Origin of the sequence: Streptomyces coffeae, from assembly GCF_016741875.1 — a bacterium.
Classification (GTDB): domain Bacteria; phylum Actinomycetota; class Actinomycetes; order Streptomycetales; family Streptomycetaceae; genus Streptomyces; species Streptomyces coffeae.
Map to the genome: position 1 here is coordinate 150,104 of NZ_JAERRF010000012.1, position 23,616 is coordinate 173,719.

Below are 23,616 nucleotides of genomic sequence, written 5' to 3' on the forward strand. Positions count from 1 at the left end.
CAAGGATCGGTGGACGCCCCCGACTCCGCATCCGACCGGATACTCAGGTACGTACTCAGAAATCAGGTGCCTTCCACCCTTTCGTGGCTCAGCTGTTCTCCCGTCATACGAGCGCCACCGCCGTAGGGTTGAGGAATGACCGGGGAGACACACAACAGCATGAGCGGGCACGCGGACGTGGTGGTCCAGGCCGGGCACATCGGGGAGTTGCATCACCACCTGCACGCGGCGGCCGCTTCGGAACAGCCGGTGCCGTTCCAAGTGCCGCCCGCCCTGGTGCACTTCGAGAACAGACAGGACGAACAGGACCGCATCGCACGGGCTGCCGAGAGCCACGGGAGCCATGCCGGGCCGCTGGTCGTGGCATTGACCGGTATCGGGGGTATCGGCAAGACGGCGCTGGGATTCCATGTCGCGCGGCAGCACAGCGAGAAGTATCCGCACGGAGTGCTCTACGTCGATCTCGATGATCTCCGCCGGGACGGAGTGGTCGAAGTCGCCGACGCACTCGGCGAACTGCTGACTGCTCTGGACACCTCTCCGGACTGCCTGGCGCGTTCCTTCGCCGACCGGTCGAAGCAGTACTGGACACGTACCCGCGACAAGCGGCTCATCGTGGTCATCGACAACGCCCGTTACGGCGCCGAGGTCGCGCCGCTGCTTCCGGCGTCCGCCGGGAGCCTCGCCATCGTGACGAGTCAGGGTCTGCTCTATGACCTGGGCGGCGTCGCGGCGGTCGAGGTGCCGGTGAACCCGCTGGCGGTGGACGAGGCGGTGCGGTTGCTCGGACACATCGTGGACGATCCGCGGCTTGCCGCCGAACCGGACGCGTTGACACAGCTCGCCCATGGCTGTGGCGGTCTGCCGGCGGCGCTTCAGGTGGCCGGTCAGTGGGTGCGCAAGTACCGCAGGCGCAGCCTGTCCCGGCTGATCGGCGAACTCAGCACTGAGCTGCACGAGAAGGGCATTCCCATGGTCGAGGCGGTGTGGGACGCGGCGTATGCGGGACTGGGGCCCGAAGCCGCTCGGCTCTACCGCCTGCTGCCGCAGCACCCGGCTCCCGTGGTCACGGGCCCGGACGCTGCCGCACTCCTTGGCGGTCGTCTTCAGCCGGCCGAGGACGCGTTGGAGGAACTGGAAGTGGCCGGTCTGCTGGAGAGCAGGCCCGAGGGGTACCGGATGCATGACCTGCTGCGCGGGCACGCGGACCGCCGTGCGGGTCAGGACGACCCGGACGGAACGGACCGGGCCGAGGCACGCCAGGGGCTGATCCGCTGGTACCGGCGTCAGTCGGCGCGGGCGGATCTGCTGGCCGCCGGCCCGCGCATGACGTTCGCGGAGCCTTCAGCGGTGGTACGAGACATCCCCGACGTCGAGTTCACCGATAAGACAGCGGCTCTGAGATGGCTGGAATCGCGGCGTCTGGCTCTGTACGGCTGTGTTCGGGTGGCGTTTGAGACCGGTCTGTACGAGGACGCGTGGGCCCTGTGCGAACCGCTGTGGACGCACTTTCTGGACCACCCGCATTACGCGGACGTCACCGATGCCTTCCGGACCGGCGTGGCGGCCGCTGATCGCCTGGAGCACCTTCCGGCCATGGTCCGGATGCGATGCCAGCTGGCCAGGCCGTTGTGGGAGCAGGAGCGCTATGACGAGGCCGCGGAACACCTGCACACCGCATTGGCCGCCGCCGGGGCTCTGGGGGAGTCCACCCAGGAACGCAAACTCACGGCATCGGCCGTGGAGTTCCAGGGCTTGCTGAAGTCGGCTCAGGGGGACTGGGCGGGCGCGGCCCAGGACTTCACCGCCGCCAAGGAAGCCCACGAGGCCATCGGGAACGCCTACGGTGTGCTGCTCCAGACGTATCTCTTGGGCCGTGCCGCCCTCGGCCAGGGTGAAGCCGGGGCGGCGGTGGCCCTGCTGACCGAGGCGCACAGGATGGCACAAGAGCAGGACAGAGAGCGTATGACGGCCAGGACCGGCTTTGAACTCGGTCGGGCGCTGAGGCGTGCCGGACGTCCGGCGGAAGCGGTCCCCCTGGTACGGGCCGCGCTGGTCGGCGCCCGCGACCGGGGCTCGGACTCCGACGAGGTACGCGTCCTGAAGGAATCGGCCGCTCTTGCTGAGGAGCTCGGTGAAACCGCCGAAGCGGAGCGGTACCGGACCGCGGCGCGGCTGCTGGCCACCCGCTCGGGCAGCCTGCCCGAGGAAGGTCAGAGCTCGTAGCCGAGGTCTTCCTCCGCGGCCGGGGTCAGCTCGGCCCGGACCGTGAGCGGGCCGATATCGCAGAGCAGCGAAACCGGCGCTCTCCACGGGGACGTGGTGCTACCGAGCCAGGCGTGGGCAGCGGACACCACTGCCGCGGGATCGGCGCGCAGAATCCGTCCGCCGGTTCTGCATGGCTCGATGCGGACGCTGAGTACCCCCGCTGAGCGGTGCCGGAGGAGACACCGCTCCGGAGTGAGGAGCGCGGCAGCCGTCCAGCAGCCCGGAGATTCCTCCAGCATCCGTGCCGTCCAGCCGGCCGCCGTCCAGGAGCTCGTATGCGGTGCGGTGGAGGCGGGCCGGGCACGGCGCCACAGCACCGACGCGCTCTGTATCTGTCGCTGTTCGGCTTCCGGTTGCTCGGCCGCCAGATGGTTCACCGTCTCCGAGGTGAACGCGGGAAACCGGGTGATGCCGATCCGGAGCCCGGAGATATCGGCCCGTACGGCAAAGGCCGATGGGCTCTGGGCCGTGGAGACCGGGCGGGGGAGCGGGTGCGGAGTCGCCGGGACGGTCGGCGGATGTATCCCCAGCAGTCGGTAGCACTCGCGGCGCAGCCGCGGCAGGGCCTGGCCCCGCAGGGCGAAGGCCGCGTCGGCGAAGCCCGTGCTGTCCTGGGCCTCGGCTGCCCGCAGAGCCTGGGTCAGGTCGGCAGCCTCGGTCAGATGGGGCACCTTGGCCAGCATCTGTGCCATGGGGCTGCCGGGGATCAGCTCGCTTCCCCCGTCGTACGCTCCGATGACGGGTCGGCCGAGGGCGGCCGCGTACAGAGCGGTCGAGCCGTGATCGGTGACCACCGCATCGCCCGCGACCAGGAGAGCGGCCCACTCCTCGTGAGGTCCGGCCAGTACGAGGCCCGCCGCGAGAGCCGGTGCGAGCTGTCGGGAGAGGTCGAACGAGCCCGTCCGGCTGTACTCGTTGGGATGCAGGACCAGGGCGAGTTGGTAGGCGTCGTGGGGGAGCCGGCTGATGAGTTCCCTCGGCAGCTCTGGCCGTCTGGTCAGCAGCGACTCCGGCCCCCATGTGGAGGTGAGCACAATGAGCCGACGCTCGCCCGTTCCCAGTGCGGAACGGTAGCTCTCGCGGTGGCGGATCGAGTTGAGCAGACGATCGAGGGTCGGGTCACCCACCACGGTCGCACGGTCGGCGGCCGACGGGCAGTACGCGGTGAGACGAGTGAGTTGCTCGTCGTGCGCCAGCGCGTGAAGGGCGGCCCATGGTTCGCCGTCGGTGAGCAAGTAGTGCGGATCGAGTCCGGACGGCAGATGGGGTGAACCCTCGTCGCCGACGGTCTTGTTGAAGCCCGCACCGTGGGGAAGAACCACCCGTGGCCCGGAGAGGACCCGCAGCGCGCCCTTCGGGCTGGCGGTCAGGATCAAGTCGTGCTCGTGCCTGACGGCTTCGTCCCAAGGGACGACACGAGCGTCGGACCGCTCCAGGGCGGCCAGGGTGCCCAGGTCGAACTCCGACCCCGGTACCAGGGTGAACCGGAGGACCACACGCGCGTCACCCTCGAAGACGGGCACCACATCGAGCAGGCGGTGCAGAGCCCCCGCCGAGCGCACAGCAAGCAGCACTGCCCGCTGCCCGCTGCCCGCTGCCCGCTGCCCGCTGCCCGCTGCCCGCTGCCCGGGAAACTGTGCAGTGTATCCGACATGCCGTGGGCGTGAACGCCGGTTGTGCCGGGTGGGGTGAGAGGGTCGGGGGCCTTCTTGGGCATGGTGCTGATCGTACCGGTGGCGATGGGCGCGCTGAATTGGTGAAATCTGTGCGACTCTGTTGAGGGACCGTAGAGGTGGTCCGGGGGTTCGTCAACGGTTTCGGCGGGGCGGATTCCGCCCACCTCCCCGGCGATCAAACATCGGATGTGCCGTGAAGTCTCTTGCGGCGCCCAGCGGGTGAGCTGGCAATATTCATGAGATCTCGTCCTCCCTCTGGACGAGAGGCAGGGCGATGCTCCTTAATACATCCGATGTCACCTCGGCGGTGTGCACACCTCAGTGCGGCTCACACTCCGTGCCCCGCCGTCCACCGATGACCCCGATTCGCCCTGTTCAGCGTCAACGGGACCCTGCACCCTCAAGGAGCCGCACCATGTCAGAACAGCCCCGGCACCGCGACGAACACCGCACCACCTCGAGACGGACATTCCTGGGCCTGAGTACCGGTGTTGGTGCGGGTCTGGCGCTGGGCGGCCTGCCGGTGTTCCGCGCGATGGCGTCCCCGTCGCGGCCATCCGCCCCGTCGCTCGTGGCGGCGGACGAGGCCACCACCCTCTGGTACCCGAAGCCCGGCACCGAGGCCCACATCATCCAGGAGGGTCTGGCCGTCGGAAACGGCCGCTTCGGCGCGCTCGTCACCGGCGACCCCGCCAAGGACGTCCTGTTCCTCACCGACGCGACACTCTGGACCGGTGGTCTGAACGACACACTCGACTCGGGCGGCCAATTCCCGTACGAATCAGAGAAGTTCGGCACCCTGTCCCTGCTCGCGAAGGCCTATGTGTCGGTGCCCGCGCACACCTCGACGGCGATCAGCGGATACCGCCGGCAGCTCGACCTGAGCAACGGATACGTATCGGCGAGCTACCAGCACAGCGGCGCCACCTACACCCGCGAGGTGTACGCCAGCCACCCCGACGACGTGGTCGTGGTGCGGCTGAAGCAGAGCGGCGGCGGAAGCTACACCGGCAGCGTGGCGCTGAACGGTACCCACGGCGAGTCCACCGGCAGCGACAGCGCCCCCGGCTCCGCCTCCTTCGGCGGCACACTCGGCAACGGCCTCGTCTACGGCGCGGTGGTCACCGCGACGGGCACCGGTGGCAAGGTCTCGGTCGACGGTGGTCAGGTCCGCTTCGACGGCTGCTCCGAGGTGCTGATCGTGATCGCGGGGGGTACGAACTACGTCCCCGACCCGAGCAAGGGGTATCAGGACCCGGCCGTCGACCCGAAGAGCGTGGCCCGCGAGAAGGCCACCGCCGCCGCCAAGGAGTCCGGCGACGCACTGCTCGCCACGCACGTCGAGGACTACCGGAAGCTGTACGGGGCGATGACGGTCGATCTCGGTACCTCCACCGAGGAGCAGCGCGGCAAGGACACCGCCGGCCGACTGGCCGCACGCGCCGCCGACGGTGCCGCGCCCGACCCCGAACTGGAGGCGGCCTACCTACAGTTCGCCCGGTACTTGACGATCAGCAGCTCGCGCGGCAGTGTTCCGTCGAATCTCCAGGGGCTGTGGCTGGACCGCAACGACCCCGACTGGATGGCCGACTACCACACCGACATCAATGTCCAGATGAACTACTGGTTCCCGGACCGGGCAGGGCTCGGCGCGTGCTTCGAGCCGTTGGCCGACTATCTGCTCGCCCAGGTGCCGGTCTGGACCAGGACGACCCAGGCGCTGTTCAACGACACCCGCAACCGGTTCCGCAACTCCTCCGGCAAGGTGGCCGGCTGGACCACCGCGATCTCCCACAACATCTCCGGCGGACTGGGCTGGTACTGGCACCCGGCGGGCAACGCCTGGCTGTGCAACTCGGTCTTTGAGCACTACGAGTTCACACAGGACACGGAGTACCTGTCGAAGATCTATCCGCTGTTGAAGGGCGCCTGCCAGTTCTGGGAGGCACGGCTGATCACCACCACGGTGACCGACCCCGACGGCGGAACGAGGGAGGTGCTGATCGACGACAAGGACTGGTCGCCCGAGCACGGCCCCGAAGACGCCAAGGGGATCACCTACGCGCAGGAACTGGTCTGGCAGCTGTTCCAGAACTACCGTGTGGCCGCGCAGGAACTGGGCGTCGATCCCCGATACGCCTCGACCATCGCCGGGTTGCAGCGCCGCCTCCATCTCCCGGTGGTCAGCCCGAAGACCGGGTGGCTGGAGGAGTGGATGAGCCCGGACAACCTGGGCGAGACCACACATCGCCATCTGTCCCCGCTGGTGGGCCTGTTCCCGGGGGACCGGCTGACCTCCCAGGACATGCCCGGTGACATCGCCGACGGGGTGACCAAGCTCCTCACCGCACGCGGTATGAACTCGTTCGGCTGGGGCATGGCCTGGCGCGCCCTGTGCTGGGCGCGGCTGAAGGACGCCGCCAGGGCCTATCAGGGGTTCCTGACCCCGTTGCGCCCGTCGAAGGACAACAGCAACGGCACGGCGATCAACTTCTTCGACATGTACGCCCTCGGCGACCGGGCCACGTTCCAGATCGACGCCAACTTCGGTGTGCCCACCGCCGCGCTGGAGATGCTGCTCTACTCGCGCCCGGGCCTGATCGAGCTGCTTCCCGCACTGCCCTCGGCATGGGCCGCGCGCGGCAATGTCACCGGCATCGGAGCACGCGGCGGCTTCACCATCGACCTGGCGTGGGCCGACGGCCAGGTCACCTCGGCAACCGTGCACAGCGCCCGGGGTGGGAGGACCACGGTGGCGTACGGGAAGTGGACGCGGAAGGTGACCCTTGCCGCCGGTGAGTCCACCACGCTCACACCGCCTCCGAGGGCGGCCCAGTAGTTCATGCCGATCAACCGGCCCTGGATCACCCAGCTGAAGCCCACATTCCTGGAGTCGACATGACCCCCACAGTCCGTCGGCGTCGAGCGCTCCGCCGACGACGTCCAGCGTTGCTCACTTCCCTGGCGCTTCTGATCGGTGCCCTCATCGGCTGGGGCCCACCCCTCGCCCAAGCCGCTCCGAGCACATCGATCACGATCGACGGTACGCGGCCCGGCCGTACCTTCGACGGTGTCGGGGCGATCAGCGGGGGCGGGGGCAACTCACGACTGCTGATCGACTACCCCAGGAAGCAGCGTGGCGAGTTGCTGGACTACCTCTTCAAGCCCGGCTACGGCGCGGCACTCCAGACGCTGAAGCTCGAGGTGGGTGGCGACACCAACTCCACCGACGGCGCCGAGCCCAGCCATATGCACACGCGCGACACCGTGGACTGCGATCAGGGCTATCAGTGGTGGCTTGCCGAGCAGGCCAAGGCCCGCAACCCGGACATCAAGATCGCCGCACTGGCGTGGGGCGCGCCGGGATGGATCGGCGGCGGAAAGTTCTGGTCCCAGGACATGATCGACTACTACATGTCCTGGCTGGGCTGTGCCAAGAAGCACCATCTGAACATCGACTACCTCGGCGGCTGGAACGAGCGCGGCTGGGACGTCGAGTGGTTCAAGAAGCTCAAGTCCACGCTCGTTGAGAAGGGTTACCGGACCAGGGTGGTCGCGGCCGAGAGCTTCGGCTGGGACGCCGCCGACGCCATGGCCGCCGACAGCGGTTTCAAGGACGCGGTCGACATCGTCGGCTCCCACTACCCCTGTGGCTACCTCGGTGACTACACCTCCTGCCCGAGCAGTGACACCGCGAAGAACCTGGGCAAGCCGCTGTGGGCGAGTGAGAACGGCTCACAGGACACCGACACCGGGGCCGCGGCGGTGGCCCGCGCGGTCAACCGGCACTACATCGACGGCAGGATGACCGGCTTCTTCCACTGGCCGGTCATCGCCGCGCTGTATCCGAATCTCCACTTTTCGAGTGATGGCATGTCGATCGCGGCGCAGCCGTGGTCCGGCAACTACCACATCGGCAGAACCACGTGGATCACCGCACACACCACCCAGTTCACCAAGCCCGGCTGGCACTACATCGACTCCGCCGGCGGCTATCTCGGCGGCAACAACGCCAACGGCAGCTATGTGTCCCTGAAGTCGACGAACAACACCGACTACTCCACGGTCATCGAGACGATGGACGCCACGGAGGACCAGACCGCGACCTTCACGGTCGAGGGCGGTCTGTCCGACGGGGTCGTCCACGTGTGGTCCACCGACGTGAAATCGTCGGACGGCAAGGACGACTTCGTCCGGGGCGAGGACATCGTGCCGTCGGAGGGCAGGTACTCCCTGACCCTCAAGCCGGGACACGTCTACTCCCTGACGACGACCACCGGCCAGGGCAAGGGCACCGCCAAGCCCCCGGCCGCAGCCGGACTGAAGCTGCCCTACACCGACCACTTCGACAAGCCGGCGGGCTCCACGAACGCCACGTACTTCTCCGATATGAACGGCGCCTTCAAGACCGTGCGGTGCGGCGGCGACCGTACGGGTACCTGCCTGCGGCAGATGGCCCCGACCACCCCGATCCGCTGGACCGACGAGCCCTACAACGCGCCCTACTCCCTCATGGGTGACGGGTCGTGGGACAACTACACGGTCACCACCGACGCGATGTTCGAGCAGTCCGGCAGTGTGGAACTCCTGGGCCGTGTCGGCCGGCAGGCCAAGAACAACAACGGCCTGGACGCCTATCACTTGAGGGTGAGCGACACTGGCGACTGGTCGATCGACAAGAGTGACCAGACGTGGAAGTTCACCACGCTCGCCAGTGGAAAGACGACGCCCCTGGACCTGAACAGCTGGCACACCGTGTCGTTCACCATGCGGGGCGACAAGCTCACGGCATCCGTCGACGGACAGACCATCGGCGAAGCGACCGACAGCTCGTACACCAAGGGCCTGACGGGCCTCGGTGTCACCGGCTACCAGACGCAGCAGTTCGACAACTTCGAGGTCCGACAGGCGTACCGGAAGGCCGGGTCGTCATCCCCGCGGTGAAACCGTGCCCGGCGCTGTCGGGGCACCGCTGTAGGGTCCGGCCCATGACAACGTCCGGATCACTTCTCGCCCGGCTCAAGGCCGACCGCCAGGCGGCCCTGCTGGCCGATTTCCCCTTCGAGTTCGACACCCTCATGGACTCCATCACCCATGTGGAACCGGTGCGGCTGGCCTCCGGTGCCCCGCTGGAGCCGATCGCGAAGGACCACGGCGGTGGTACGTACTTCCTCTGCGGCGAGGGTGACGGCGAGGACCGCCCGGTGCTCTTCGCCGACTCCGAGGGCTCCGCCGGGGTGGTCGGGACCAACCTCCGGGATGCGCTGCTCCTGCTGATCGGGCTGCCGTGCTCCGGGGAGGCCCTGCACGGGGAGCGGCAGGGGCGGGAGATGGACGAGCGGGCGCTCGAGGCCATGCGCGACGAGGACGACGCGGACTACATCGAGGCCGCGGAGATCGAGGACTTGGCCGGAATGCGCGCCGAACTCCTCGACCGCCTCGACCTGGCTCCGCTCCCGCCCCTGACCTGGCTGCTGGAGCGGGCGCGCGCGGCCGAGGCCCTCGACCCCGGCCATGTGCTCATCAACGAGGAGGGCAACGCCTACCAGCAGGGTTGAAGGCGGTTCCCGGCCAAGTCCACCGGAGGAAGAGCCTCATCACCTACGGCCGTACCCCGGCCGTGGAGGTCACCGTCCAGGACGGTGCCACGGCGATCGATGCCACTCTCGTGGACATCAGCCGGAGGGCAAAGCCCCTCCGGACCTACACGAAGTGCGTCTCCGTCGGCGATTTTCCCCTCTGATCAGCTGAACACGTCGTCGGCAGAACTCCACCTCCGCCAGGGCCAGGTGAGGTCCGGGGCCGCCCGGGTGGGGTGGTCAGCCCGAGACGGCCTTCGCCCAGCCTCGGTCGACGATGTCCCTCGCCTTCTCCAACTGCGCATCCGTGGGGAACTGCGGTGTCCCCTCAACCGTCGGCAGCATCGCGGCGGCGGCCTCGTCGAGGGTGCCGTCCTGCTCCATGGCGGCCAACAGCGCGGGGCGGGCGTAGCCCTGGAGCCGGAGGTTCTGCCCCCCGGGGCTGAAGAGGTACTCCAGCCACAGGCGGGCGGCCGCCGGGTGGGGCGCGTGTCGGTTGACCGCCAGCGCGTAGTACTGGGCGAAAGTTCCGTCGAAGGGGATCGCGACCCGCCACGTCACGCCCTTGCTGCGGAACTGGTCGGCGTATTCGAGGTTGACGTAGTCCCAATCGATACCGATGGCCGTCTGACCGCTCTTGACCGCGGTCGAGGTGGACTCGACGGGGTTGAAGTTGCCTTTCTTCTTCAGTTTGGCGAAGAAGTCGAGGCCGGGCCGGATGTTGCCGAAGGATCCGTTGTTCGCCAGGGCGGCGGCGTACACACCGGCGAAGGCGGTACCGGACCGGGTGGGGTCGCCGTCCAGCGAGACCTTGCCCTTGTACTGGGGTTTCAGCAGATCGGCGAAGGTTCGGGGGCAGGTCTTGACGCGCTTGGCATTGCAGCCGATGGAGATATAGCCCCCGTAGTTGTTGGCCCAGCGGCCCCGCCGGTCCTTCTGATTCCTCGGGATCGCGTCGTACTCGATGACCGTGTAGGGCGCGAGCAGGTTCTCCCGGGCCGCCGCCCGCGCGAAGGTGTCCGCCACATCCAGCACATCGGGGGCATGGTGACTCTTCCCGCCCTTCCGCACGGCGTCGAGCTCGTCCTGGCTGGAGCCCTGCGGATTGGCCACCGTGACCTTGATTCCGTACCTCTTCTCGAAGCCGTCGATCAGACCGCCGTAGTTGGCCCAGTCGCGCGGAAGCGCGATCGCGTTCAGCCTGCCCTCGTGCTTCGCCGCGGCGATCAGCGCGTCCATGCCGCCCATGTCCCGGACGGAGGTGGCGGCCGAAGGCTTCCTGGGCATGGGGGTCGGGGTCTGATCACAGGCGCTCAGGGCCACCAGGAGGGTGAGGCAGCCGCAGACGGCCGCCGTTCGGGCACGAGGTGCGGTCACGATGACTCCAGGAAACGGGACACAGGAACGAGCGCTATCACCGGTGGGCTCCCGGCCGCAGCAGGCACGTCGTGTCACTGGAGTGAACGGCTCAGCGCGGGCGAGGCCGCGCTGCGGCCGGACGCGTCACCACCCTCACCCCGCCGTGTCGTCCCATCGGTCGAGCAGGTCCTCTCCGATGCCTTCCGCCGTCGGCGGGCCACCCTCGTGGAGGGATTGTTCGGCCCAGATGACTTTGCCGGTGGGGGTGTAGCGGGTGCCCCAGCGCTCGGTGAACTGGGCGACCAGGAAGAGACCGCGGCCGCCTTCATCGGTGACCTTGGCCAGCCGCAGACGGGGCGTGGTGCTGCTGCCGTCGGAGACCTCGTAGATCAGGGTGCGCTCACGGAGCAGCCGCACGGTGATGGGCTCCGCGCCGTAGCGGATGGCGTTGGTGATCAATTCGCTGAGGATGAGCTCCGCGGTGAGGGCGAGCTGCTCCAGGCCCCACTCCGTCAGCCGGCGGACACAGGCCGCGCGAACCGGCGCCACCGCCGCGGGGTCACGGGGCACCTCCCATTCGGCGATCTGCGTGCGGTCGAGCCGGCGCGTACGGGCCACCAGCAGCGCGATGTCATCCTTGGGCTGGGTGGGCAGCATGACCTCGATCACCGCGGCACAGGTGGTCTCCGGATCGCGGTCGGGCCCGGTCAGGGCAGTGCGCAGGGACTCCAAACCGGCGTCGAGGTCGCGGTCGGCCATCAGCCCGTCGGTGTAGAGCACCATCCGGGAACCTTCCGGCACCGTCAGCCCGGCGCTCTCGTGGGGCAGGCCGGCGCCCAGGCCCAGCGGTGGGGAGATCGGCACCGAGGGGAAGGCCACGGTGCCGTCGGGGTGGACCATCGCAAGACCCGGATGGCCGGCGGTGGCGACGGCCACCCGTCCGGAGGTGGGGTCGTAGATGGCGTACTGACAGGTGGCCCCGGTGATTCCCGGTCCGTTGCCGGTGTCGGCCTCTTCGGCGTCGATCTGTGCCACCAGCTCGTCCATACGGGCCAGCAACTCGTCCGGAGGCATGTCCAGGACGGAGAAGTTGTGAACGGCGGTGCGCAGCCGGCCCATGGTGGCCGCCGCGTGCAGCCCGTGGCCGACGACATCGCCGACCACCAGGGCCACCCGGGCGCTGGACAGCGGGATGACGTCGAACCAGTCCCCGCCCACACCGGCCCGGGCCGGCAGATAGCGGTAGGCCACCTCGAGGGCCGGCAGTTCGGGCAGCCCGCGGGGCAGCAGGCTGCGCTGGAGGGCGACGGCCATGGCGTGCTCGCGGGTGTACCGGCGGGCGTTGTCGATGCACACCGCTGCCCGGGCGGTCAGTTCCTCCGCGAAGGACACGTCCTCCTCCTCGAACGGAGGGGAGGCGCTCGTCCGCCAGAAGTGCGCCATCCCGAGGAGCACCCCGCGGGCCCGGAGCGGGACCAGGACCAAGGAGTGGATGCCGAAGTCCAGGACCCGCTGGGCACGCTCGGGGTCCTGGGCCCGCCACCCGTCGCAGGCGCTCAGCTCACGGACGAGGACCGCTCGGCCGCTGGCCACCCCGGCGGCGATGGGATGAGTGGCGGCGAACCGGATCAGCTTCCCGACGGGGTAGAGGGGATGGTCACCCTCCAGGCCGACAGCGGCGGTGCGGCGCATCTCGGTGCTCGCACCGGACGGCTCCTCGCCGTGCAGGACCGGGTCCCGGAGCTCGACGGTGACGACGTCGGCGAAGGTGGGGACCGCCGCCTCCGCCAGCTCCTCGGCGGTACGTGTGACATCCAGCGTGGTCCCGATCCGTACCCCCGCCTCGTAGAGCAGTCTCAACCGTTCGCGAGCCAGCTCGGCCTTGCCGGAGAGAGCCCGCAGCTCGGTGGTGTCCCGCAGGGTCACCACGCTGCCGACCGGCCCCCGAGGGGCGGTGAGCCGCTTGTTGACCGCCAGCAGCCGGTCGCCCGCCAGATGCACCTCATCGGTCGCCGGGCGATCGGAGGCCAGCACCTCGGCGAGATCCCCCTCCAGCCCGAGACCGGCGACATGGTGCCGCTCCGCGTCCTGCGGCAGGTCCAGCAGCCGCCGCGCCTCGTCGTTGGCCAGCAGGATCCGGCCGTCGCCCCCGACGATGAGTACCCCCTCCCGCACCGCGTGCAGAACCGCGTCGTGGTGCTCGTACATACGGGTCATCTCGACCGGGCCCAGGCCATGGGTCTGCCGCCGCAACCGCCGGCTCACCAGACCCGCCCCACCCGCGGCGACGGCAAGAGCCCCGACAGCGCCCCCGATGAGGACCGGCAGCTGCCGTCTCACCCCCTGTTGCACCGTCCCGACCGTGACGGGGACGGCGACAACGGCGACAACGGAGCCGTGCGTGTCCTTGACGGGCACCGCGGAGACCACGGAGAGGCCCAGGGATCCTCGAAAGGTTCTGGTGAACGGCTTGCCGGCGGCCGCCTCCGCATAGGGCCCGATGATGTGTTTGCCGATCTGACGCGGGTCGCTGTGCGTGAGGGTGATCCCGTCCAACGTGTACACGATGATGGCATCGACCCCGGCGGCCTTCCGCGCCGCCTCGGCGCGCGGCTGGAGCACTGCGCTCGGATCGCGGCTGTCCAGTGCCTCCAGCATCCCTGGGGAATGCGCGAACGCCTGGGCGGCGGCAAGCGTCCGGTGCTGGGCATCCGCCATGGTGTCGCGTCGGACCTGCACCACGAGAGCGATCAGTGCGGCGGCGACGAGCAGCACCACGACCGCCAATTGCAGAAGGAACACCTGTCCGGCCAGGCTGCGCACGCTCAGCAGGGGGCCCTGGCCCCTGAGCGATTGCCACGGCTGCCCCTGAGGGACCCGGCCGTGCTCCTGGTGTCCTTGACGGCCATCTCCCGCACGGTGAAGCCGACCCGGCACACGAATCCTCCTGGGCGAATGAAGAATTCCGTGCCGGATTTTGCCGAACATTCCGCACATAAACTATTTCTACCGACGGATCGCGGAGTGATCAGGGTCCGCCGGTGTCCGTTGGCCCGTTCGGGTGGCCGCGTCAGCCCTTCACCGCCCCCGAGGTCAGTCCCTGGACGATATGGCGGCTGGCGAAGGCGAACAACAGCATCGTGGGCAGGATGGTGAACACGGCCGCCGCCGACATCGAGCCCCAGTCGATGTTGAAGCTGGAGATGAATCCGTTGAGGGCGGTGGGGACGGTTTTGTTGCTGTCGCTGTTCAACAGGGTCACCGACAGGAAAAGCTCGTTCCAGCAGTTGACGAAGTTGAAGATGAAGGCGGCGATGATGCCCGGCTTCATCACCGGAAGCAGCACCCGGAACAGGGCTCCGAACCGGGACAGCCCGTCGATCATGGCGGCCTCCTCCAAAGCGTCCGGGATGTTCTCGAAGAAACCACGGAGCATCACCGTGCAGAACGGGATGCACACGGCGATGTAGACGAGGATGAGCCCGAGCCGGTTGTCGACCAGCGAGAGGTCGGTCATCAGCAGGTACAGCGGGCCCAGGGCGATGAAGGCGGGGATCATCTGGGTGACCAGGGCGGCCATCAGCAGCGCGGACTTGGTACGGAACTCGAAGCGCGCCAGCACATACGCGGACAGCATCGAGATCGCGGTGGCGGCCGCGCCGGCCACGGTCGCGACGATGAGGCTGTTGGTGATGTAGGTCCCGAAGTCGGCCTTGCCGAACAGTCCTCGGTAGTTCTCCAGCGAGAAGTGCTCGGGCCAATAGGCGATCGGGAAGGCGAAGATGTCGCCGGGCGCCTTGAGCGAGGTGACGATGATCCAGTAGAGCGGGAAGACGGTGAACACCAGCCACAGCCCCAGGAAGGCGAACCGGACGGTCCGGCCGGCCGCGGTCGCTTTGCCGATCATTGCTTCACCCCTCGCTTCTCGCGCGTTGCCAGCAGGAAGAACACCGCGAACACCAGCAGCGTGGCGACCACGAGGAGGCCGAGCGCGGAGGCTCTGCCGTAGTCGCCCTGCTGAGTGATCTTGATCATCCAGGTGGTCACGATCTGTGTCTCGTTGTTGGGTCCGCCGCCGGTCATCCCGAAGATCAGGTCGGGGAAGTTGAAGATCCAGATGATCCGTAGCAGCACGGTGAGCGCCAGCGTGGTGCGGATGTAGGGGATGGTGATCTGGAAGAGGGTGCGCGTCTTGCTCGCGCCGTCCAGGGCCGCCGCCTCGTACAGCTCGTCGGGGATCGACTGGAGTGCGGCCAGGATCATGATGGCGAAGAAGGTGACGCCGTACCAGATGTTGGCGATCAGGACGGCGATCATCGCGGTCTTCGGATCGGCCAGCCACGCGATGGGCTCGTCGATCAGTCCTGCCTTCTCGAGCAGGTCGTTGACGACGCCGAACTCGCTGTTGAACATCCAGCGGAACAGGATGCCGATGAGGAACCCGGAGATCGCCCAGGGAAAGAAGACCAGCGCCTGGTAGAGACCGCGGAAGCGGAACCGGCGGCGCAGCCACAGGGCGAGCGCGAAACCGATCACCAGCTGGGGCACGATCGAGCCGAACACCCAGAGGAAGGAGTTGCCCAGGACCGTGCCCCAGATGGGGTCGCCGAAGACATCACGAAAGTTCTTCAGGCCCACCCAGGAGGTGTCGGTCAGATCCGTCAGCTTCCAGTTGCGAAAGGCCATCTGGCTGCCGGCGATCATGGGGTAGTAGGTGAAGACGGCCACGAAGACAGCGGCCGGTGCCATAAAGGCGGCGATCATCAGGCCGCGGCGGGTGGTGAACTCCCGCCGCCGGCGGCCCGGGACGGGCGGGGCGCCCCTCGTGTGAGAGGGGCGCTTCGCCGTCTTCGTGATTGCGGACGTGGCCGGCATGTCTACTTCTCCCGCTGCCACTTCTTGGTCCAGTACGCGTCCCAGCCGGCCAGCAGTTCCTTGGGCGTCATCTTGCCGAGCACCATCTTCTGCACATCGGCGTCGGCCTTCTGCTCCCACTCGGTCCACCAGGCCACGCCGCGCGGCTGGCTCACATTGAGGTACTTCTCCGGGTGTTCGGTCATGGTGACGTAGCTGGACCAGGGGCCGGTCTTGTAGAACGGGTCGGCGATCGCCGACTTGAGGATCGGGACCAGGCTGTTCTTCTTGGTGAAGGACGTCGACGCCTTGCCCTGGGAGAGGAACTGCACCAGCTTGACGGCTTCGGCCTTGTGCTTGCTGCCGTCGGCGATCCCCCACCCGGCGGTGGCCAGCGGCTGGACGGTCTTGCCGCTGGGCCCGGCCACCAGCGGGGCGGTGTCCCACTGGTCCTTCTTGATCGACTTGGACTCCGAGACAGTGGCGATCACTTCGGGGTCCTGGAGCAGAAAGCCGGTGGAGCCGTTGGAGAAGCCCTCGACCATCTCCGGATAGCCCCAGGAGACGGACGACTTGGGGGACGCCTCCTTGAAGAGCTTCAGATAGGTCTTGAGGGCGTCCTGCGCCTCGGGCGCGGAGAAGATGGGTTTTCCGTTGGTGAGCTTGTAGCCGTTGGCGGTGTCGACCTTGTCGGCGACATACGCCTCGATCACGGCGGTGGCATTGCTGTTGGCGTTGGCGCCGCCGCGGAAGGCGTAGCCGAACCGCCGCTTCGCCGGGTCGTGGATGGCGGAGGCCTGCTCCAGCAGCTCATCCCAGGTGGCAGGCGGCTTGCTGAAACCGGCCTCCTTGATCAGGTCGGTGCGGTAGAAGAGGCTCAGCCCGTAGAAGCCGTACGGAACGAAGTAGGTCCTGCCCTTGGTGTCCTCGGCGGCCTTGACGGCGTTCTCCGTCATGGCCTTCCAGCCCTTCCAGCCCCCCAGGTCCTTCTTCATGTCATAGAGCCAGCCGTTGTTCGACCACGGGCCGACGGTGATGTCCCGCACTTCGAGCACATCGACGCCGCTGCCGGACTGGAGCATCTGCTGGATCTTCTGGTCGGCCTGCTCGGTGGGCGGCGAGATCAGATTGACCTTGATCTTGGGGTTCTGCTGCTCGAAGTCGGCTATGAGGTTCTTGATCAAGTCGCTGCGGGCCGGATTCGTCAGGCTCTCGACCATATTGAGGGTGACCGTTCCGTCCTTACCGGGACTCATGGTGGAACAGCCCGTCAGGACCATCATGGCGGCTGAGCCGAGGGCGAGGGCTGCCGTCCTTCTCTTCATCGTGCCGACCTTTCCGTGGATGACGGCCGCGCTGGCAGCGGCTTCGGGGACAGGGGTGTGGGCATGCTGCGCTCCGCTAGCGCCCGCTGTGGTGCCCGCGGGTCGAAGCGGCCCACTCGCCGAGGACGGGGACGCAGGACTCGGCGAAGTACTCGTAGTCGGCGGCCGTGTTGTAGACATGTGCGGACAGCCGCAGATACCCCACACCGCCGAAACTGGTGAAGGCCGACTCCACGCCCAGCTCCCCGGCGACCCGGTCGCGCAGGGCGTCGGCCTCGACGCGCGTGGCCGCCAGGCCCGCGGGCAGCCGCACCAGCCGCATACCGGGGACCGGCATACCGACGTCCACCGTGCTGCTGACACCGGTCAGCTCGGCGAACGTGGCGCCGACGACCCGCTCGGCATAGCCGGCCAGGTCGTCCATGTACCGGCGGGCGGTCTCCCAGCCCCAGGTGTGCTCGATGAAGTCGAGCGCCGTCGGTGCCGCGAGATAGCCGGTGGCGTCCAGCGTGCCCTGCTGGTCGAAGCGGTCGGGGTACGGATCGGCGGCGCTCCAGGAGTCGATCAGCGGATGGAGCTCCTCGCGCAGCGGGCCACGGGCGACCAGCGCCGCGGTGCCGCGCGGCGCACAGCCCCACTTGTGCAGATTGCCGACCCAGAAGTCGCAGGTCACACCGGAGAGCGGGGCGGCGATCAGCCCAGGGGCGTGCGCACCGTCCACCAGCAGCGGGATGCCGCGCCGCCGGGCCTCGGCGCCCACCCGGTCCACCGGCATCCGGCGTGCGGTCACGGAGGTGATGTGATCGAGCACGATGAGGCCGGTGGCATCGCTCAACTCCGCCACCACCGCCTCGTACGCCTGCTCCTCGTCCGCCTCCAGCGGCACCCTGGCGGTGCGCACCCGGCCGCCCCAGCGGCGTGCCAGCCGCTCGGCCCCCATGGTGACGGCTCCGTAGCCGTGGTCGGTGACGACGATCTCCCCGCCGGGGCGCGGGGCGAGCGCGCCGTAGACGGTGCTGACGCCCGCGCTCGCGTTCGGCACCAGGGCCAGGTCGCCGGGGCTGACCCGCAGGAAGGCCGCGAGTTCGACCCGGGTGTCGGCGACACGTTGCGGCAGCGCCGGGAACCACACCACCGGAGAGCGGTCCATCTCTTCGCGCAGCTGGTTCTGCCGCTCCTGCGCCACGAGGGGAACCGCCCCGAACGAACCGTGGTTGAGATGCCGCAGGGCGGGGTCCAGTGACCAGGCCCGGGCGGCGGGCCGGCCGTCGGCAAGCAGCAGGGGGCGCGGTGCGGTGGTGACCTCGGTCTCGCTCACATGACTCCCCATCCACGGGACCCGTGTCTCGCGAGACACCAGATCGCGACCAGGACATGTATGATGACTCCGGCATGTTGGCACAGGGGTGCAGCTCAAACAAGGGGCATGCACGGCTAGTCATCAGATGAATTTCGGTCGATGCCTGTAGGTCATCTGATGACTTTCGATGACTGACGACGTCCGCTGAATCGCTACAGTGCACCGAGGCCGGTCGGCGAGGCCATCGGCCGTGGCAGGGAGGAATCGGATGTCAGCAGTCGACAAGGCGTTCCACGGCCTACGGCACATGATCGCGTCGGGGCGCCTCGGCGCGGGCGAGCGCATCCCGCCCGAGGCGGACCTCTGCGAGGAACTGGGCGTCTCGCGGGGGCCGTTGCGCGAGGCCGTGCGGATGCTCGCCGCCCTGGGAGTGGTCGAACCGCGCCATGGCTCCGGCACCTATGTCTCCCCGCTCAGGCCGGAGGACATCATCGGCAGCCTCTCGCTGACTCTCGAACTGCTGCCGCTGACCGGCCTGTTGGAGGTCTACGAGATCCGGCGGGTGCTCGAGGCCCATGTCGCGGCGAAGGCAGCCGCCCGTGCCACCCCGGACACGGTGGACACACTCTTCTCCCTCATCGAGGCCATGGAGGCGACCGAGGACGCCACCGAGGCTTCCGAGCTCGACCACCGCTTCCACGCCGAGATCGCCCGGACCGGCGGCAACCCGACTCTTGTCTCCCTGCTCGCCGTCTTCCGCGCCCGATCCCGCAAATACCAGGTCTTCAACCTCCCCGATGGCCCTGACCTGCGGCGCAAGAGCGACGAGGACCACCGTGTGCTGGCCCAGGCCATCGCCGACCGGGACCCCGGCGCCGCGGCGGGCGCGGCCGAGGCCCACGTCGCCCAGACCGAACGGTGGCTGCGCGCCTACATGCCGCCCATCGAGGAGAACAACATCCCCGACTGAGCCACGTCCGGGCCGGTCGGGTCGACCGTTCTCCGCGGCTCGCGGCCGGGTCAATGGGGGCGGAGACGGCCTTCGACGATGGTGTGGGGGATCGGGGGGCGGTCCCGGAGCGCGAGGAGTTCGTTGGCGAGAGCCACGATCGGGAGCGGGTGCCGGCGAGACGTCCCCATGACCACCGGGGGTTGCCTGCACTTCCCGACCGGAAGGACGCGCGGCACGTCGGACGCACCTCCGACGGGGGTAATGCGCGGCGCGGTGACGGGGGCCGCGGCGCCGTGCATGTGAGCCTGAGGGCCGGGTACCCGGGCGGCGGGAGGTGTGTGGACGGTGGCGCGACGGCTGATGGCGGGCGCCGAACTGGTCGGCTGGTGGGGGGCGTTGACCCTCCTGTGGATCGTGTTGATCGGCCCCGTGGACCCCCTGGAGTGGCTGGTCGGCGCCGGGGCCGGACTGGTGTCGGCCGCTGCCGCCCGCGGCGCGCGGCGCGCGGCCGGTGACCGGTGAACGGCTGGATCGCCGCGGGCGCCGCACTGCTGGCCTGCGGAGTGGCACCGGCCGCGGGGTGCGCGGCCACCGGACCGGTCCGTCGCCGGGTGCCCGCACAGAATCTGACCAGCACCTTTCTGAGCCTGGTCTTCCTCCTGCTGGCCCAGGGCTTTCACCGCACGGCCTACACCGATACGGCGCTGGTGCTCTCGGTGCTCGGTCCGGCCGGCACCCTGCTCTATGTGCGTCTGCTCGCCGATGAGTTGGCGGACCGTCCGCCCCGGCCGCGCGTGCTGCGTACGGTGACCACGCTGAGTTACCTGGCGGTCCCGGCGGTGCTGCTGCCTCTGTGCTTCATCACCGGACCCGGCCGTGCCATGGGGAAACTCCTGGTCATCGGCGCCTTGTTGGTATGCGGCAGCTGGAGCGCGGCCCGTGCGGTGACCGCCGCCGCCACTGCCGGACACACGATCGGTGCACCCGTGGAAGGAACGGACGATGGCTGACGACCTGCCGCTGCTGCTCGGTCTGCTGCTGGTGGCAGCGGCCGGGACCGGCACCGTCCTGGTACGCGACCCCGTGCGGCAGTCCTTTGTGATGTCACTGTTCGGCCTGGCCCTCGCCACCCTGTTCCTGCTGCTCCAGGCGCCAGATGTCGCGCTCTCCCAGCTGGCGGTCGGTTCCGCGCTGACACCGCTGATGGTGCTGCTGTCCGTACGCAAGGTGCGTCGCAGGGCCCGCGGCGAGCGACGGGAGGAGCGCGAGTGAGCATGCGGACGCGGCTGTGGGTCCTGGCCGTCGGGAGCCTGGGCACGGCGGTGCTGTACCTGCTGGCCTGCCGCGATCTGCCCGCGTTCGGCGGACTGTGGCACCCCTACGGTGACCGGGCGGTGCACGCCGCCCTCACCCGGCACACCGCCAACACCGTCTCCTCGGTCAACTTCGACCAGCGGTCCCTGGACACCCTCGGCGAGGAATCCATCCTCTTCGGCTCCGTCCTGGGCACCGTCGTGCTGCTGCGGCAGACCCGCGACGAGGACCGGCTGCCCCCGCGGCCGGTCCGGGTGGCCCCGCCGGTGCGCCGTTACGCCCTGCTCGCACTGCCGGTCACCCTGCTGATCGGGCTGTATGTCGTCGCCCACGGCCAGCTCAGCCCCGGCGGCGGGTTCCAGGGCGGCGTAGTGGTGGCGACCGCGCTGCACCTGCTCTACATCGCCGTGGACTACCGGGCGCTGGAGCGGATCCGTCCCGTCGGCTTCTACGAGGTGGCGGACGCCGCGGGCGAGGCCGGGTATCTCCTGCTGGGCGCGGCCGCGCTGCTGACCGGTGCGGCCTTTCTGACCAACTTCCTGCCCTATGGCACCCTCAACACCCTCGCCTCCGGCGGCACCGTCCCACTGCTCAACGCCGCCATCGGCGTGGAGGTCGCGGCCGGTGTTGTCGTCCTGCTGGCCGGTTTCCTGGACCAGGCCGTGGAGATCGAAAGCGAACAACAGGACACCGGAGCGGAGGGCGAGCGATGAGCGTGCTGCCGTATGTGACCGCGGGGTGGCTGTTCCTGATCGGCTGTTACGGGCTGGCCACCAGTCGCAACCTCATCCACGCGGTGGGCTGTCTCTCGGTCTGTCAGTCCTCCACCTATGTGCTGCTGCTTGCCGTCGGGTACCGCAAGGGCGGCACCGCCCCGGTCTTCTCCGACCTCACCCCCGGCTCCCGCCCGGTCGTCGACCCTGTTGTCCAGGCCCTCACCCTCACCGACATCGTCATCGGGGCGACCGTCACCGCACTGCTGCTCTCCCTGGTCGTCCAGATCGCCAAGCGGCACGGAACGGTGGATCCCGACCAGCTCTCGGAGCTGAGGGGATGACCGCCGCGCGGCTCCTGCCACTGATCGTGGCCGTCCCGCTGTTCGGGGCCGCGGTGCTGGTCGGAGCGGGACGGCGGCTGCCGCGGCCCGCCGCCGAGCTGCTGGCCTGCCTGTTCGCTGCGGGCGCCGCCGCGCTCGCCCTGTGGGCCGCGGCGGCCACCCCCTCGGCCGTCGCGCGGCCCGTCGAGTGGGTGGGGGGCTGGCGGCCGCACAACGGGGCGAGCGTCGGCATCGTCCTGGTCGGCGACCGCATCGGCCTCGGGCTCGCCACACTGGTGTCGCTGCTGGTGCTGGCCTCGCTCTGCTACGCCTGGCGGTACTTCGACGAACCCCCGCGCCGCCATGCCGGTTCCTACCCCGGGCTGGTGCTGCTCTTCCAGGCGGGCATGTGCGGCTTCGCCCTGACCGGCGACCTCTTCAACGCCTTCGTCTTCTTCGAGTTGATGAGCGTGGTCGCGTACGCGCTGACCGGCTACCGCGTCGAGGAGGCACGCGCCGTTCAGGGCGGTCTGGTGTTCGGGATCATCAACTCCCTCGGCGGCTATGCCACGTTGTCAGGCATCGGCCTGCTGTACGCCCGCACCGGCGAACTGGGCTTCGCGCAGATCGGGCGGGCACTGGACACACACGCCGACGGCGGCCCGGACGCGCTGGTGATCACCGCCTTTGTCCTCGTCGCCACCGGACTGCTCGTCAAGGCCGCCGCGGTGCCGTTCCACTTCTGGCTCGCCGACGCGCACGCGGTGGCGCCGACTCCCGTGTGCATGCTGCTCTCGGGGGTGATGGTGGAGCTGGGCGTGTACGGGACGGCCCGGGTCTACTGGACCGTCTTCGCCGGGCCTGGCGGCATCCCCGCGCCCGACGCACACCGGGCTCTGCTGGCCCTGGGGGTGCTGACGGCCGTCCTGGGCTCGGTGATGTGCTGGCAGCAGCGCCACCTCAAGCGGTTGCTCGCCTACTCCACGGTGGCGCACACCGGGCTGTTCCTCATCGGCCTGGCGCAGCTCACTCCGGAGGGGACCGGCGGAGTCACGCTGTATGTCCTGGCACACGCCGGGGTCAAGGCGGCGCTGTTCGCGTGCGTGGGGATCCTGCTCGACCGTTACGGCAGTGTCGACGAGCACCAACTGCACGGCAGGGGGCGGGAACTGCCCTGGGTGGGGGCGATGTTCGGGCTCGGGGGGCTCGCCCTCGCCGGGCTGCCCCCGTTCGGCACCGCGCTGGGCAAAGCGGTCACCGAGGAGGCCGCTGGAGGCGGGGCGACCGCGCTGTTCGTGTCGGCCTCGGCGATCACCGGCGGCGCGGTGCTACGAGCGGGCGGCCGGGTGTTCCTCGGGCTCGGCACCCGCCCTCCGGACGCCCCGGAAGAGACGACCGGCGAAGCGGAAGAGCCGGAGACCCGTGGCGGGCCGCTGTCCCGGATCCCGGGCTCGATGCTCGCGGTACCGGCCGTACTGCTCGCCGGGGCGCTGGCGGTGGGACTGGTCCCCGCTCTGCGCACCGCTGTCGGCCACGCCGCGGACACCTTCACCGATCACCACGGCTATCTCACCTCCGTGCTGTACGGCCGTGCGGCACCGCCCGCGGCCACACCCGCACCGCACTGGACGGCGGCCGGTGTGCTGGTGGGTCTGCTGGTCACCGCCCTGGCCGTGGCGCTCGCACTGCTGGCCGTACGGCGCGCCGCGGCGGAACCGGCCCGCTGGTTCACCCCGCTCAGGCGGATGCACTCCGGCCATGTGGGCGACTACGTCGCCTGGTTCCTGGCGGGCATCACCCTCCTGGGAGCCCTGCTCGCCTGAGCCCCTGGCCGCCCTGGTGCCGTTCCTCCGGTCGTGGCCGTCTGCCGGTCGTCGCGTTAGGAGCTCCCCGCCTTCGGGAACCGGATGGGGCGGGTGCCGGGCAGGCCGGTCGCCCGGCACCACGAGGAGG

At 69.1% G+C, this 23,616-nt stretch carries 18 protein-coding genes; 11 read left to right on the top strand and 7 right to left on the bottom strand.

The features are described from left to right. The first annotated feature begins 135 nt into the window (after positions 1-135). Entirely contained in the window at positions 136-2,226 is a 2,091-nt protein-coding gene (locus JK363_RS21940; RefSeq protein WP_201876693.1) for an NB-ARC domain-containing protein, read from the top strand. Here the strand turns inward: JK363_RS21940 and JK363_RS21945 are convergent. Beyond that, positions 2,214-3,842: a CDP-glycerol glycerophosphotransferase family protein gene (locus tag JK363_RS21945; protein WP_307821820.1), complete on the bottom strand. Its 1,629-nt coding sequence runs from the start codon at positions 3,840-3,842 to the stop codon at positions 2,214-2,216. The genes JK363_RS21940 and JK363_RS21945 overlap by 13 nt on opposite strands. Positions 3,843-4,359: 517 nt before the next feature. Here JK363_RS21945 and JK363_RS21950 point away from each other — a divergent pair. The 3 genes from JK363_RS21950 to JK363_RS21960 all read left to right on the top strand — a co-directional run bounded on the left by JK363_RS21950 (position 4,360) and on the right by JK363_RS21960 (position 9,502). Then, positions 4,360-6,783: a glycosyl hydrolase family 95 catalytic domain-containing protein gene (locus JK363_RS21950; protein ID WP_201876694.1), complete on the top strand. Its 2,424-nt coding sequence runs from the start codon at positions 4,360-4,362 to the stop codon at positions 6,781-6,783. Positions 6,784-6,893: 110 nt separating this feature from the next. After that, positions 6,894-8,888 carry a galactosylceramidase gene (locus JK363_RS21955; protein ID WP_201876695.1) on the top strand — a complete coding sequence of 665 codons (1,995 nt, stop codon included), beginning with the start codon at positions 6,894-6,896 and terminating at the stop codon, positions 8,886-8,888. 44 nt (positions 8,889-8,932) lie between these two features. Continuing rightward, the gene (locus tag JK363_RS21960) at positions 8,933-9,502 is read left to right on the top strand and encodes a hypothetical protein (protein WP_201876696.1); all 570 of its coding nucleotides are present in this window, start codon (positions 8,933-8,935) and stop codon (positions 9,500-9,502) included. Positions 9,503-9,763: 261 nt separating this feature from the next. On the opposite strand, the gene JK363_RS21965 is transcribed toward JK363_RS21960, so the two are convergent. The 6 genes from JK363_RS21965 to JK363_RS21990 form a co-directional block, all read right to left on the bottom strand. Continuing rightward, on the bottom strand, positions 9,764-10,900 hold the full coding sequence (locus JK363_RS21965) for an ABC transporter substrate-binding protein (protein ID WP_307821821.1): 1,137 nt from the start codon (positions 10,898-10,900) through the stop codon (positions 9,764-9,766). Positions 10,901-11,035: 135 nt separating this feature from the next. Further along, positions 11,036-13,705 (bottom strand): SpoIIE family protein phosphatase, encoded by a 2,670-nt coding sequence (locus JK363_RS21970; RefSeq protein ID WP_372444822.1) that lies wholly within the window; start codon positions 13,703-13,705, stop codon positions 11,036-11,038. Between the two features lie 247 nt (positions 13,706-13,952). Next, complete coding sequence (locus tag JK363_RS21975; protein ID WP_201876698.1) at positions 13,953-14,789, bottom strand: carbohydrate ABC transporter permease; 837 nt, start codon at positions 14,787-14,789, stop codon at positions 13,953-13,955. After that, positions 14,786-15,757 (bottom strand): carbohydrate ABC transporter permease, encoded by a 972-nt coding sequence (locus JK363_RS21980; RefSeq protein WP_201876699.1) that lies wholly within the window; start codon positions 15,755-15,757, stop codon positions 14,786-14,788. Before JK363_RS21980 ends, JK363_RS21975 begins: the two co-directional genes overlap by 4 nt. A gap of 2 nt (positions 15,758-15,759) precedes the next feature. After that, on the bottom strand, positions 15,760-17,061 hold the full coding sequence (locus JK363_RS21985; RefSeq protein WP_201876700.1) for an ABC transporter substrate-binding protein: 1,302 nt from the start codon (positions 17,059-17,061) through the stop codon (positions 15,760-15,762). Between the two features lie 76 nt (positions 17,062-17,137). Next, on the bottom strand, positions 17,138-18,379 hold the full coding sequence (locus tag JK363_RS21990) for an aminotransferase class V-fold PLP-dependent enzyme (RefSeq protein WP_201876701.1): 1,242 nt from the start codon (positions 18,377-18,379) through the stop codon (positions 17,138-17,140). Positions 18,380-18,629: 250 nt separating this feature from the next. Here JK363_RS21990 and JK363_RS21995 point away from each other — a divergent pair, with 250 nt between their 5' ends. The 7 genes from JK363_RS21995 to JK363_RS22025 all read left to right on the top strand — a co-directional run bounded on the left by JK363_RS21995 (position 18,630) and on the right by JK363_RS22025 (position 23,486). Beyond that, positions 18,630-19,331 carry a FadR/GntR family transcriptional regulator gene (locus JK363_RS21995; RefSeq protein ID WP_201876702.1) on the top strand — a complete coding sequence of 234 codons (702 nt, stop codon included), beginning with the start codon at positions 18,630-18,632 and terminating at the stop codon, positions 19,329-19,331. 327 nt (positions 19,332-19,658) lie between these two features. Then, positions 19,659-19,835 carry a hypothetical protein gene (locus JK363_RS22000; RefSeq protein WP_201876752.1) on the top strand — a complete coding sequence of 59 codons (177 nt, stop codon included), beginning with the start codon at positions 19,659-19,661 and terminating at the stop codon, positions 19,833-19,835. Further along, positions 19,832-20,323, top strand: a complete 492-nt coding sequence (locus tag JK363_RS22005; RefSeq protein WP_201876703.1) for a monovalent cation/H+ antiporter complex subunit F — start codon at positions 19,832-19,834, stop codon at positions 20,321-20,323. The genes JK363_RS22000 and JK363_RS22005 overlap by 4 nt, the downstream gene beginning before the upstream one ends. Next, positions 20,316-20,585, top strand: coding sequence for a hydrogenase subunit MbhD domain-containing protein (locus JK363_RS22010; protein ID WP_201876704.1), 270 nt, complete (start codon positions 20,316-20,318; stop codon positions 20,583-20,585). The genes JK363_RS22005 and JK363_RS22010 overlap by 8 nt, the downstream gene beginning before the upstream one ends. Then, positions 20,582-21,340, top strand: coding sequence for an MnhB domain-containing protein (locus tag JK363_RS22015; protein ID WP_201876705.1), 759 nt, complete (start codon positions 20,582-20,584; stop codon positions 21,338-21,340). Before JK363_RS22010 ends, JK363_RS22015 begins: the two co-directional genes overlap by 4 nt. Next, positions 21,337-21,684, top strand: coding sequence for a sodium:proton antiporter (locus JK363_RS22020; RefSeq protein WP_201876706.1), 348 nt, complete (start codon positions 21,337-21,339; stop codon positions 21,682-21,684). Before JK363_RS22015 ends, JK363_RS22020 begins: the two co-directional genes overlap by 4 nt. Further along, entirely contained in the window at positions 21,681-23,486 is a 1,806-nt protein-coding gene (locus JK363_RS22025) for a complex I subunit 5 family protein (RefSeq protein WP_201876707.1), read from the top strand. The genes JK363_RS22020 and JK363_RS22025 overlap by 4 nt, the downstream gene beginning before the upstream one ends. The last annotated feature ends 130 nt before the right edge of the window (positions 23,487-23,616 follow it).

Excerpts from the sequence above, each read along its gene's own strand:
- JK363_RS21960 (WP_201876696.1), top strand. The coding sequence starts at position 8,933 with ATGACAACGTCCGGATCACTTCTCGCCCGGCTCAAGGCCGACCGCCAG.
- JK363_RS22020 (WP_201876706.1), top strand. The coding sequence starts at position 21,337 with ATGAGCGTGCTGCCGTATGTGACCGCGGGGTGGCTGTTCCTGATCGGC.
- JK363_RS22025 (WP_201876707.1), top strand. The coding sequence starts at position 21,681 with ATGACCGCCGCGCGGCTCCTGCCACTGATCGTGGCCGTCCCGCTGTTC.
- JK363_RS21995 (WP_201876702.1), top strand. The coding sequence starts at position 18,630 with ATGTCAGCAGTCGACAAGGCGTTCCACGGCCTACGGCACATGATCGCG.
- JK363_RS21980 (WP_201876699.1), bottom strand. The coding sequence starts at position 15,757 with ATGCCGGCCACGTCCGCAATCACGAAGACGGCGAAGCGCCCCTCTCAC.
- JK363_RS22010 (WP_201876704.1), top strand. The coding sequence starts at position 20,316 with ATGGCTGACGACCTGCCGCTGCTGCTCGGTCTGCTGCTGGTGGCAGCG.
- JK363_RS21975 (WP_201876698.1), bottom strand. The coding sequence starts at position 14,789 with ATGATCGGCAAAGCGACCGCGGCCGGCCGGACCGTCCGGTTCGCCTTC.
- JK363_RS21940 (WP_201876693.1), top strand. The coding sequence starts at position 136 with ATGACCGGGGAGACACACAACAGCATGAGCGGGCACGCGGACGTGGTG.
- JK363_RS21985 (WP_201876700.1), bottom strand. The coding sequence starts at position 17,061 with ATGAAGAGAAGGACGGCAGCCCTCGCCCTCGGCTCAGCCGCCATGATG.
- JK363_RS21950 (WP_201876694.1), top strand. The coding sequence starts at position 4,360 with ATGTCAGAACAGCCCCGGCACCGCGACGAACACCGCACCACCTCGAGA.